This window comes from Micromonospora sp. NPDC049048, from assembly GCF_043197615.1.
Taxonomy (GTDB): Bacteria; Actinomycetota; Actinomycetes; order Mycobacteriales; family Micromonosporaceae; genus Micromonospora.
The window spans coordinates 100,577-112,389 of record NZ_JBICTM010000003.1; the positions used below are offsets into that span (position 1 = coordinate 100,577).

Genomic DNA, 11,813 nt, shown 5'->3' on the forward strand with positions numbered 1-11,813 from the left:
GATCGTACGGCCGGCCTCACCCGCCCAGGTGACCCTGCGCCGTGGCGAACGCGAAGGCGGCGAGCAGATAGCAGTCGGACACCTCGCCCGCGGCGATCATCCGCGCCAGCTCCATCGGGGTCACCAGGCGGAACTCGTCGATGCCCTCCTCGGTGGCGCCGGCCGGCCCCGTCTCCGGCAGCGCCCGCGCGTCGAGGCGGGCCAGGTACACCTCGTCCCTGCCGCCGTCGCCCGTCAGGCTGCCGAGCAGTTCCACCTTGTCCGACTGGAGGCCGACCTCCTCCTCGAGTTCGCGGGCGGCGGTGGTGGCACCGTCGGATCCGGGCTCGGCGAAGCCCCGGGGGATCTCCCACTGCCAGGTCCGCAACTCGTGCCGGAAGTGGCGGACCAGCACCAGGCGGCCGTCCGCCAGCACCGGCAGGACCGCGGCGCCCGTGCCCGGATGCGCCGGCAGGACGCGGATGTACGGCCCGAACCGTCCGTTACGGAAGCGCACGGCGTCGCGCAGGGCGATCACGAAGGCGTCCTCGTAGACGACACCGATGTCGCCGTGCTCCTCGGGCTTACCGCGCTCGCGCAGCATCGCCGCCGAGTTGTCCGCCACGAGGGTCTGGACGTCCGGGTCGAACATGATCTCGTAGGCCGCGCCGGCCGGGTTCACGAACAGCTCCGGTCGTTCGACACGGAGTTCGTCGTAGCGTGCGAGCCGCTGCGCACGGCGCCGATCTTGTTCTGAAGTAGCTGGGGTCATGGGTCCTCCCGCGCTCGCGTCGCATCGACTCGTTCGACGTCAGTCTGCTCTGCCGTGACGAAGGACGCACCGACCGACAGGGCACCCCGGCGGTACGGGCGCTCCGCGCCGGTGCGCGGGACGTCGGGCAGGAACCCCTCCCTACACTTGTCCTCGTGACTGGGAGCGGGGCGGGCGAGGGGCGTGGGCTGCGCATCGGGCGGCACGAGGTGTGGCCGCCGGTGGTGCTCGCGCCGATGGCCGGCATCACCAACGTCGGCTTCCGGCAGCTCTGTCGGGAACAGGGCGGCGGCATCTACGTCTGCGAGATGATCACCACGGTCGCGTTGGTCGAGCGGAACCCGAAGACGCTGCGCATGATCGCCTTCGGTGACGACGAGCGCCCCCGCAGCCTTCAGCTCTACGGCACGGACCCCGAGATCACCGCCGCCGCCGTGCGGATCGTGGTGGAGAAGGACCTCGCCGATCACATCGACCTCAACTTCGGCTGCCCGGTGCCCAAGGTCACCCGCAAGGGCGGCGGCTCGGCGCTGCCGTGGCGACGCCGGCTCTTCGCGCGGCTGGTCAGGGCCGCGGTGGACGCCGCGTCACCCGCCGGGGTGCCGGTCACGGTCAAGATGCGCAAGGGCATCGACGACGACCACCTGACGTACGTCGAGGCGGGCCTCGCCGCCCAGGACGCCGGCGTGGCGGCGGTCGCCCTGCACGGGCGTACGGCCGCGCAGCGCTACTCCGGCACGGCGGACTGGGACGCCATCGCCACGCTCAAGCAGGCCCTCGACGTGCCGGTGCTCGGTAACGGCGACATCTGGGAGGCCGACGACGCGCTGCGGATGGTGGCGCACACGGGCGTCGACGGGGTGGTGATCGGCCGGGGCTGTCTCGGCCGGCCGTGGCTCTTCGCCGACCTGGAGGCCGCGTTCGACGGCCGCCCGGAGCGGCGGCTGCCCACCCTCGGCGAGGTCGCCAGGACCATGCGCCGCCACGCCGAACTGCTGGTCGACCAGTTCACCGCGGGCTCCCGCACACCCAGTCGCGGCGAGCGGGACGGCTGCACCGACTTCCGCAAGCACGTCGCCTGGTACCTCAAGGGTTTCCCCGTCGGCAGCGAACTGCGCCGTGAGCTGGCGATGATCGAGAGCTTGGCCCAGCTCGACGACCTGCTCGGCAAGCTGGAACCGACCGAGCCCTTTCCGGTGGCCACGCTGGGCCAGCCGCGAGGCCGTACCAACTCGCCCGGCAAGGTCTTCCTGCCGGACGGTTGGCTGGCCAGCCGCGACGACGACACGGTCCCCGAGGGCGCGGAACTGGCCGACTCGGGCGGCTGAGCGCGGACGCGCGATGCGTGCGCGGCACGCGTAGATGCCGAAAGGGCCGGTCCCCGTTGTCGGGGGCCGGCCCTTTCGTTCGTTCGTGGTGGGTGTCAGGAGGTGTAGCCGCGGGTGGCGATCCAGTCGGCGAGGTTGTCGATGTTCATGCGGTAGGAGGCCTGGTTGGGGTTGGCGGAGTCGGCGATGGTGACGGTGTTGCCGTTGTCGCGGTAGCCGACGACGCTGATGTAGTGGCCGCCTTCGAAGGAGTGGGTGGTGCCGTCGGTGTCGGTGGCGGTGCCGGCGATGTTGGCGACGGTGGCGTGGCCTTCGTCGATGGCGGTGACGATGTCGGTGCGGAGCTTGTCGGTCTGCTTGTCGTCGGCCTTGGGTTCGGGGATCTCGACCGACTGGTAGGCGTCCTTGCCGGTTTCCTTGTTCAGGACGGGGGTGATGTCGTTGATGGAGTTGGTGCCGGCTTCGGTGGTGCCCATGCGTTGGGCCATGCCGTGTACGTCGATGTTCTTGCCCTGCACGCTCAGGGCGTTGCGGGCGGCGGCGGGGCCGCAGTAGTAGAAGTTGGGCTGGGCCTCGTAGCGCACACCGAGTTCGCGTTCGCTGTGCTTGCGGTCCTTGCCGGTGGTGGCGGGTCGGGTGTCGGTGGGGGAGGCGGCGTGTGCGGCGGTGATCGGGCCGGCGATGGCGCCGCCGGCGAAGGCGAGCCCGGCAACGGTCAGGGCGCTGGTGCGGAAGATGTCGGTACGCATGATGGGGGCACCTTTCGATCGGGGGTACGCGACACCAACCCAGGGGGGTGGGTGTGGTCGCGGAGGGGGAAGTCAGAACGGATCGCTGCGGCGGCGGGGCCTGCTCGAGCGTCCGGGGGGGGGATCTCAACGCCTGCTGGGGCGTCGGTGGTGACGCCTGCTCGGGCGTCCGGGGGTCTCAACGACCCGGCCCGGTCATCCATTCCGGCGGGCCGATCAGGCCAGCGAGGAAAACCAGGCCGCTCGTGTGCGGGGAGCGCCGGGGGTATGCCATGTTCAACGACCCGGGCCCGCCCGCGATTCCGTCGTCGGGGTGGCCCCGACCACGGGACGCCCCGGGACGCTGCCGACAACTCGGCGCAGTACCGGGCATCGCCAACCGGACATTACGCTCGATACGTCGCAGCTTGATCGCGGTCGGTCGCGGGTGAGGATGCGCCGGCATCGCACTGTCGAGCTGATGTCGTAAACGACTCGACCAATCAACCAACCGCGCCCCTCGCTCGCAGATACGACGAAGGCTGGCCGATCGGGTGGCCGCTGAATCGTCTGCGACATCAGCTCGACAGGGCGCGCGGAGCGGTCTGCTTCCTCGGAGGCCCCGGAGCACAGCCACCTCGGGCGTCGACGTCCCTACGCGGCTCCCGCCCCGGCGCCGAAGACGATTCACGGGGCGGGAGCCCATTCCGTACCCTCACCCGTCAAGCGGGCGTGGTGGCCTCGTTCGAGCCCGGCTCGGTCGATACCGCCACCTGGGGCACGGTGGGTGCCGGCGGTCCCGGCTGGGTGGGGATCGCCGTTTCGGGGGCCGTGGGCGCCGTCCGCTCGGTGGGGCGGCCGATCCGCTCGGTAGGCCCGGCGGTCGGCTCGGTGGGCCAGGGGATCTCCGGCGAGCGGTGGAAGGCGATGCCGGCCGTGGCCCAGCGTGGCCCGTGCCCGGCCAGCCGGTCGCGGAACCCGGCCCAGTCGTGCGCGGCGCGGGGTGACCAGCCCAGCTCGGCGATCGCCGGCAGGCGCGGGAAGAGCATGAACTCGATCTCGTCCCGGGAGGTGACCGACTCGGTCCACAGCGGCGCCTCCACGCCCAGCACCGCGTCGGCCGGTACGCCCGTCACGTGGGTGCCGGGATCCCAGTCGTACGCGCGCCGTACGTCGATCAGGCCCGCCCAGTCGTGCCCGATGGGGGTGTCCGGGGCGTACTTCATGTCGAGGTAGGCGTGGTTGGCGGGGGAGAGGAGGAGCCGGGCCCCACGCCGGACGGCGTCCGCCGTGACCGGGTCTTCGCCCTGGGTGCCCCACCATTGGAGCACCCGCCCCTCGGCGTGCGTGGCGGGCGCGATCTGGTGCCAGCCCAGCACCGTCCTGCCGGTCTCGGCGACGATGCGCTGGGCCCGCTCGACGAAGGCGGCGTACGCGTCGGGGCGTACCTTGAACGCCTCGTCGCCCCCGATGTGCAGCATGGGTCCGGGCGTGAGCGCCGCCAGTTCGCCCAGCACGTCGGCGACGAAGTCGTACGTCCGCTCGCTCGTGGGGTCGACGTAGCTGAAACCGACCTCGGTGCCGGTGTACGGCGGCGGCGCGACGCCGTCCGGGGCCAGCTCGCCGTAGGCGGTCAGCGCCGCGTGGGTGTGCCCCGGCAGGTCGATCTCCGGCACCACGGTGACGTGCCGCTCGGCGGCGTAGGCCACGATCCGCCGGTAGTCGTCGCGGCTGTAGTGCCCGCCCGGACCGCCGCCCACCTCACTCGCCCCGCCGACCTCGGCGAGCCGGGGCCAGGAGTCGACGGCGATCCGCCAGCCCTGGTCGTCGGTGAGGTGCAGGTGCAGGTGGTTGAGCTTGTAGCGGGCCAGGTGGTCGATCACCCGCAGCACGTCCGGTATGCCGAAGAAGTGCCGGGCCACGTCGAGCATCGCCCCCCGGTAGGGGAACCGGGGCCGGTCGGTGATCGAGCCCCCGGGCAGCGCCCAGCGCTCGGCGACCGGTGTCGGGCTCTCGATGGCGGCGGGCAGGAGCTGCCGCACCGTCTGCACGCCGTAGAAGAGCCCGGCCGCGGTGGCGGCCTCGATCCGTACCCCGTCGGGCGTCACGTCGATCTGGTGGCCCTCCGCGCCGAGGTCGTCGGTGTCGAGATCGGCGGAGCCGCGCAGCGCGAGCGTGATGTCGCCGGCCGGCCGCGGTGCGGTGGCGTCGGCCACCGGCAGCGGGTAGCCGGTGGCCGGCCGGAGCAGGGCGGCGAGCTGCCCGGCGACGGCGCGGGCGGCACCGTCGCCGGCACGCACCCGGATCACCGTGTCGGCGGTGAGCACGAAGTCGGCCCCCGCGACGGGCGCGACCCGCTCCGGGGCGGGCACGACGTCGCCCAGGCCGATCCGGGCGGCCGGGCGGACCTGGGCGGCCGGGCCCGCCGGGCCGCCGTCGGTCCGGGCCGCCTCGTCTGGCCGGTCGTCGGAGGACCTGGTCGGTGGGGCGGGCCGGTCGCCGGGATTCCCGGCCGGCGGGACGAGCAGGTCGTCGGCGGTGCGGGTCGCCGTCCGGGCCAGCTCGGCGGCGGCCGGTTCGCGGACCGGCAGGTCGGGGTGCCCGGCTCTCGCCTCGGCGTACGAGGGGTCGAGAGGCTCGGGGGCGGCGGTGGGAACGGGTGGCACGGTGTCGCCTCCCAGGGGTGTATTCGCGGCGGTTGTGGCAAAGGTCAGGTTCGGCGAAGGGCTGCGGCCAAGAGTACGAGGCGGAACGGGAAATGCGTGATCGTGCGCGTGGAAGCGTTCCCAAAAACGGGTACGAACGCGGAAAGTCGTGGTGGCTGTGCCGATTGTCACCGAACGGTCCCGGCTTACGCGAACTTCGCTTAGCCTTCGCCCACCGGCCGGCTTGCGCCGGGATTGCCGGTGGTCCATCCCGGGGTAATGGGAGCAACTGAACCTTCGTTAAGTGTCGGACCGGCGCGCGTGGGAGGGCTCTGGTGGCAAAGCAAGAGACGGTGGAAGACAAGTACGTCTACGCCTTCGCCGAGGGCAACAAGGACCTCAAGGACCTGCTCGGCGGCAAGGGGGCCAACCTGGCCGAGATGACCAATCTCGGCCTGCCGGTCCCACCGGGTTTCACGATCACCACCGAGGCCTGCAAGGCGTACCTCGCCACCGGGCAGGAGCCGGCGGGCCTGGCCGACCAGATCGCCGCGCACCTCGCCGCGCTGGAGCAGGCGATGGGCAAGCGCCTCGGTGACCCGGAGGACCCGCTGCTGGTCTCCGTCCGCTCCGGCGCCAAGTTCTCCATGCCCGGCATGATGGAGACCGTCCTCAACGTCGGGCTCAACGACCGCAGCGTGCAGGGGTTGGCCCGGCAGGCCGGCGGCTCGGGCGAGCAGGTCACCCCCGGTGGCGCGGACCGGTTCGCCTGGGACTCCTACCGCCGCCTGATCCAGATGTTCGGCAAGACGGTGTGCGAGGTGCCGGGCGAGGAGTTCGAGCACGCGCTCGACGACGCCAAGCGGGCCAAGGGCACGAAGAACGACCTGGACCTCGACGCCGACGACCTGCGCGGGCTGGTCGACGCGTACAAGAAGATCTTCTTCAAGCACACCGGCCGGGAGTTCCCGCAGGAGCCCCGCGAGCAGCTCGACCTGGCCATCCGCGCGGTCTTCGAGTCGTGGAACGCCGAGCGCGCGGTGCTCTACCGCCGCCAGGAGCGGATCCCGGCCGACCTGGGCACCGCGGTCAACGTGGTGGCGATGGTCTTCGGCAACCTCGGCCCGGACTCCGGCACCGGCGTCGCGTTCACCCGCGACCCCGCCAGCGGCGCCCAGGGCATCTACGGCGACTACCTGGCCAACGCCCAGGGCGAGGACGTCGTCGCGGGCATCCGCAACACCGTGCCGTTGCAGGAGCTGGAGCGGCTGGACAAGAAGTCCTACGACGAGCTGCTCGGCATCATGGCCCGGCTGGAGGGCCACTACCGGGACCTCTGCGACATCGAGTTCACCATCGAACGCGGCAAGCTCTGGATGCTCCAGACGCGCGTCGGCAAGCGCACCGCCGCGGCGGCGTTCGTCATCGCCGGGCAGCTCGTGGACGAGGGCCTGATCGACCTCGACGAGGCGCTGCACCGGGTCAACGGCGCGCAGCTCGCCCAGCTGATGTTCCCCCGGTTCCGGCTCGACCACGAGTTCGAGCCGGTGGCGAAGGGCATCGGGGCCTCGCCGGGCGCCGCGTCGGGCAAGGTCGTCTTCACCTCCGCCCGCGCGGTCGAACTGGCGGCCGAGGGTGAGCCGGTGATCCTGGTCCGGCGCGAGACCAACCCCGACGACCTCAACGGCATGATCGCCGCCCAGGGCATCCTGACCTCGCGCGGCGGCAAGACCAGCCACGCCGCCGTGGTGGCGCGGGGCATGGGCAAGACCTGCGTCTCCGGCGCCGACGAGATCGACGTCAACGTCCCGCAGCGCCGGTTCGTCGTCGACGGGCAGACCGTCAACGAGGGTGACGTCGTCTCGATCGACGGCACCACCGGCAAGGTCTACCTCGGCGAGGTGCCGGTCATGCCGTCGGAGGTGGTGCAGTACTTCGAGGGCAGCCTCGACCCGGAGCAGACCGACGACGCGCTGGTCCGGGCCGTACACCGGATCATGTCGCACGCCGACGAGCGGCGGCGGCTGGCCGTACGCACGAACGCCGACACCGGCGCGGACGCCGCCCGGGCCCGGCGCTTCGGCGCGGAGGGCATCGGGCTCTGCCGCACCGAGCACATGTTCCTCGGCGACCGGCGTGAACTGGTCGAGCGGCTGATCCTGGCCCGCGACAACGCCGAGCGGGAGGCCGCGCTGGCCGCCCTGCTTCCGTTGCAGCGCGCCGACTTCGAGGAGATCTTCCGGGAGATGGACGGGATGCCCGTCACCGTCCGGCTGATCGACCCGCCGCTGCACGAGTTCCTGCCCCCGCTGGAGCAGCTCGCGGTCAACGTGGCGGTCGCCCAGGAACGCGGTGAGGACGTCGCCAAGGAGGAGGCGCTGCTCGCCGCCGTCCGGCGGATGCACGAGGAGAACCCGATGCTGGGCCTGCGCGGCGTCCGCCTCGGCCTCGTCATCCCCGGCCTGTTCGCCATGCAGGTCCGGGCCATCGCGGAGGCCGCTGTCACCGTCACCCGTGCCGGCGCGGTGGCCCGGCCGGAGATCATGGTCCCCCTGGTCGGCGCGGTGCAGGAGCTGGAGACGGTACGCGCCGAGGCCGAGAAGATCATTTCCGAGGTGGTCGGGGACAGCGGCGTCGAGGTGCTGATCGGCACGATGATCGAGGTGCCCCGGGCGGCGCTGACCGCCGGCCAGATCGCCGAGGCGGCACAGTTCTTCTCCTTCGGCACCAACGACCTGACCCAGATGGGCTGGGGCTTCTCCCGCGACGACGTCGAGGGCGCGTTCTTCTGGCGGTACCTGGAACTGGGCATCTTCGGCATCTCGCCGTTCGAGTCGATCGACCGCGACGGCGTGGGCCGGCTGGTGCGCATCGCCGCGGAGGAGGGCCGGGCGGCCCGGCCGGAGCTGAAGCTCGGCGTCTGCGGCGAGCACGGGGGCGACCCGGACTCGGTGCACTTCTTCCACGAGGTCGGCCTGGACTACGTGTCCTGCTCGCCCTTCCGGGTGCCCGTCGCCCGGTTGGAGGCCGGCCGCGCGGCGGTCGAGACCGACGGCTCCGACAGCCGCTGACGCGGCGGCGACAAGCAGGCGGCGGACCCGGGGGAGCGGGTCCGCCGCCGCTGTCGTACGCCGAGGCGAGGGTCGTGGTCGGTGGCACCGGCCGGCGCGACCGACTCGACGGACCGCTCAGATCGGCGGGCGTCGCCAGGTGTGGGAGGTGATACGCCGGGGGAGCCTGCCACCCGAGGTGCGCGCCACGAGCGCGGCGTGTGCCTCCGGCACCGGCGACGCACCGACCCGGCGGCTGGTGTCGAGCACCGAGCCGGTACGCCGGGCCACCGCCCGCGCGTCGGCGTGCAGCTCCTCCAGGTCGGCGCTGGCGTCGGCGACCAGCGTCAGCAGGGCGTTGCGCCCGGCGGGGTAGGTGACGACGGCGCCGGTCGAGGTGCGGACCACCGATTCCCGGAACTCGCCGTGCCGTACCGTGTCGGCCACCCGGTGACCGAGCCCGAAGCTGGCCGCCGCGAGGGCCGCCAGGTGGGTGGCGTCCGTCGTCGGCAGGTCGCTGGAGATCAGCAGCCCGTCCGTGCCGGCCAGCACCGTGCCCGCCACCTCGGGACGCCGCAGGCGCAGCTCCGACAGTTCCGTTCCCATCATCGTGTCCGCGTTCACGGGTCACTCCCCACCGTCGGGCCCTCAGTCTGGTCACGTACCGCGCTGGGAACGCTACCGGCGGCCATGCCGAATCGCGATCCCGTAACCGTCGGCGATCGGTCGACAACTCTCGACTGTTCGGGGGTTGCGAGGCCGCCGTTCCGCGAGCCGGCGGCGAGCCGTCCGCGGCGCGCGGGCGTAACCTGATCGGCATGAGCAGCGCCTGGGAGAGCCTGACCGTCGACGCCCGGGACCCCGCCCGGCTCGCCCGCTGGTGGGCCGAGGCGCTGGGCTACCAGGTGGTTGACGAGCAATCGGACGAGGTGGAGATCCGCCGGTCCGCCGACCGCCTGCCGGGCATCGTCTTCGTGCCGGTCGCCGACGACAAGACGGTCAAGAACCGGCTGCACATCGACCTGCGCCCCGACGACCAGGAGGCCGAGGTCGAGCGGCTGGTCGACATGGGGGCCCGGCACGTCGACGTCGGGCAGGGTGACCCCGGGTGGACCGTGCTGGCCGACCCGGAGGGCAACGAGTTCTGCGTACTGCGGCAGCGTGAGGATTGAGCGTCCGCCCCGGACCGCGTGATCCGGACGTCGCGCGCCGGGTCGGGGAGCCGCCGAAGGACACCGGCCACGGGCGGTCGGCGTACGAGCGGGACCGCGCCCGGGTGCTGCACTCGGCGGCGTTCCGGCGGCTCGCCGCGAAGACCCAGGTGCACACGGCCGGCACGGACGACTTCCTGCGTACCCGGCTGACCCACTCGCTGGAGGTCGCGCAGATCGCCCGGGAGATGGGCGCCCGGCTGGGCTGCGACCCGGACCTGGTCGACACCGCCGGGCTCGCCCACGACCTCGGCCACCCGCCGTTCGGGCACAACGGCGAGGCCGCGCTCGACGACCTCGCGGCCGACTGCGGCGGCTTCGAGGGCAACGCGCAGACGCTGCGGGTGCTGACCCGGCTGGAGGCCAAGGTGGTCGCCCCGGACGGGACGTCCGTCGGCCTCAACCTGACCCGCGCCGCACTCGACGCGGTCAGCAAGTACCCGTGGCCCCGGCGGCCGGGTGTGCGGAAGTTCGGGGCGTACGCCGACGACCTGCCGGTCTTCGCGTGGCTGCGCGCCGGCGGCCCGGGTGACGACCGGCGCTGCCTGGAGGCGCAGGTCATGGACTGGGCCGACGACGTCGCGTACTCGGTGCACGACGTCGAGGACGGCATCCACGGCGGGTACGTGACGCTGCGCCCGCTGCTGGACGACCCCGACGAGCGGGCCGCGCTCTGCGCCGACGTCGCCGCCACCTACTCCGGCGAGTCCCCGGCCGACCTCGGCGACGTGCTGGTGGAGCTGCTCGACGACCCGGTGCTCGCCCCGCTGGCCGGGTACGACGGCAGCCACCGCGCGCAGGCGGCGCTGAAGGCGACCACCAGCGTGCTGACCGGCCGCTTCGTCTCGACCGTGGTGGCCGCCACGCAGGAGCGCCACGGTCCGGGCCCGCACCGCCGCTACGCCGCCGACCTGGTGGTGCCCCGGCGTACCCGGGCGCGCTGCGCGCTGCTCAAGGGCATCGCCCTGCGGTACGTGATGCGCCGCCCCGGGGCCGGGGACCGCTACCGGCGGCAGCGGGAGATCCTGGCGGAGCTGGTGCACGCCCTGACCGACCGGGCGCCGGACGGGCTGGACCCGATCTTCGCCCCGCTCTGGTCGGCCGCGCCGGACGACGCGGCCCGGCTCCGGGTGGTGATCGACCAGGTCGCCTCGCTGACCGACCCGGCGGCCGTCGCCTGGCACGGGCGGCTGGTGCGCGGGGCGCGGGAGACGGGGATGGGCAACCCGGGTCACTTAGGTTAGCCTAACCCGCATGACGGAGCGCCCCAAGATGGTCACGTCCGCCCGGGTACTGCGTACCGAGCGGCCCACCCCCCACCTGATCCGGCTGGTGCTCGGGGGTGAGGAGCTGGCCGGCCTGCCCGTGGGCGAGTTCACCGACCACTACATCAAGATCGTCTTCCCGGTGCCGGGGGTCGACTACCCGGGCCCGATGGACCTCGCGGCCATCCGTCGTGACCTGCCCCGGGAGCAGTGGCCCCGGCTGCGCGCGTACACGGTGCGGGCCTGGGACGCGTCGGCCGGCGAGCTGACCGTCGACATCGTGCACCACGGCGACGTGGGCCTGGGCGGGCCGTGGGCCGCGGCGCTGCGCCCCGGTGACCCGGTGCACTTCGTCGGGCCCGGCGGGGCGTACGCCCCCAGCCCGGACGCCGACTGGCACCTGCTGGTGGGCGACGAGAGCGCGCTGCCGGCGATCGCCGCCGCCCTGGAGCGGCTGCCCGCCGGTGCCCCGGCCGCCGTCTTCGTCGAGGTCGCCGACCGGGCCGACGAGCAGCCGCTGGCCAGCCCGGGCGCGGTACGCCTGACCTGGCTGCACCGGGGCGACCGCCCGGTCGGGGAGGCCCTGGTCGCGGCCGTGCGCGCCCTGGAGTTCCCGCCCGGTGACGTGCACGCCTTCGTGCACGGCGAGGCCACCTTCGTCAAGGAGCTGCGCCGCCTGCTCCGCGTCGAGCGCGGCGTCTCCCCCGCGCGGCTCTCCATCTCCGGCTACTGGCGCCGGGGCCTGGACGACGAGGGCTGGCGCGCCAGCAAGTCCGACTGGAACCGGCAGGTGGAGGCCGAGGAGTCCGCCGCCGTCCCGGCCTGACCGGTCCGC

The 11,813-nt window shown here is 73.1% G+C and carries 8 protein-coding genes and 1 pseudogene; 5 read left to right on the plus strand and 4 right to left on the minus strand.

What is annotated here, in order from left to right; genetic code table 11:
* Positions 1–16: 16 nt before the first annotated feature.
* On the minus strand, positions 17–661 hold the full coding sequence (locus ACGFIG_RS11120) for an NUDIX hydrolase (RefSeq protein WP_393001591.1): 645 nt from the start codon (positions 659–661) through the stop codon (positions 17–19).
* A gap of 245 nt (positions 662–906) precedes the next feature.
* On the opposite strand from ACGFIG_RS11120, the gene dusB reads away from it, so the two are divergent.
* Positions 907–2,079 carry a tRNA dihydrouridine synthase DusB gene (gene dusB / locus ACGFIG_RS11125; protein WP_393001593.1) on the plus strand — a complete coding sequence of 391 codons (1,173 nt, stop codon included), beginning with the start codon at positions 907–909 and terminating at the stop codon, positions 2,077–2,079.
* A 95-nt stretch (positions 2,080–2,174) separates the two neighbouring features.
* Here the strand turns inward: dusB and ACGFIG_RS11130 are convergent, their stop codons facing one another.
* Together ACGFIG_RS11130 and ACGFIG_RS11135 are read right to left on the minus strand one after the other, a co-directional pair.
* Complete coding sequence (locus ACGFIG_RS11130; protein WP_393001595.1) at positions 2,175–2,828, minus strand: C39 family peptidase; 654 nt, start codon at positions 2,826–2,828, stop codon at positions 2,175–2,177.
* A gap of 797 nt (positions 2,829–3,625) precedes the next feature.
* Positions 3,626–5,473, minus strand: a pseudogene (locus ACGFIG_RS11135) (family 20 glycosylhydrolase); the annotation flags it as partial.
* Positions 5,474–5,787: 314 nt separating this feature from the next.
* On the opposite strand from ACGFIG_RS11135, the gene ppdK reads away from it, so the two are divergent.
* The gene (ppdK, locus tag ACGFIG_RS11140) at positions 5,788–8,523 is read left to right on the plus strand and encodes a pyruvate, phosphate dikinase (RefSeq protein WP_393001597.1); all 2,736 of its coding nucleotides are present in this window, start codon (positions 5,788–5,790) and stop codon (positions 8,521–8,523) included.
* 117 nt (positions 8,524–8,640) lie between these two features.
* Here ppdK and ACGFIG_RS11145 read toward each other — a convergent pair whose 3' ends face one another.
* A complete protein-coding gene (locus tag ACGFIG_RS11145; RefSeq protein ID WP_393001599.1) occupies positions 8,641–9,126 on the minus strand; it encodes a roadblock/LC7 domain-containing protein in 486 nt (161 codons plus the stop codon).
* A 194-nt stretch (positions 9,127–9,320) separates the two neighbouring features.
* On the opposite strand from ACGFIG_RS11145, the gene ACGFIG_RS11150 reads away from it, so the two are divergent.
* The 3 genes from ACGFIG_RS11150 to ACGFIG_RS11160 are packed head-to-tail and all read left to right on the plus strand — an operon-like array spanning position 9,321 to position 11,804.
* Positions 9,321–9,674: a VOC family protein gene (locus tag ACGFIG_RS11150; RefSeq protein WP_393001601.1), complete on the plus strand. Its 354-nt coding sequence runs from the start codon at positions 9,321–9,323 to the stop codon at positions 9,672–9,674.
* Positions 9,671–10,957, plus strand: a complete 1,287-nt coding sequence (locus ACGFIG_RS11155; protein WP_393001603.1) for a deoxyguanosinetriphosphate triphosphohydrolase — start codon at positions 9,671–9,673, stop codon at positions 10,955–10,957. The genes ACGFIG_RS11150 and ACGFIG_RS11155 overlap by 4 nt, the downstream gene beginning before the upstream one ends.
* A 10-nt stretch (positions 10,958–10,967) precedes the next feature.
* Entirely contained in the window at positions 10,968–11,804 is an 837-nt protein-coding gene (locus tag ACGFIG_RS11160; RefSeq protein WP_393001605.1) for a siderophore-interacting protein, read from the plus strand.
* Positions 11,805–11,813 lie beyond the last annotated feature (9 nt).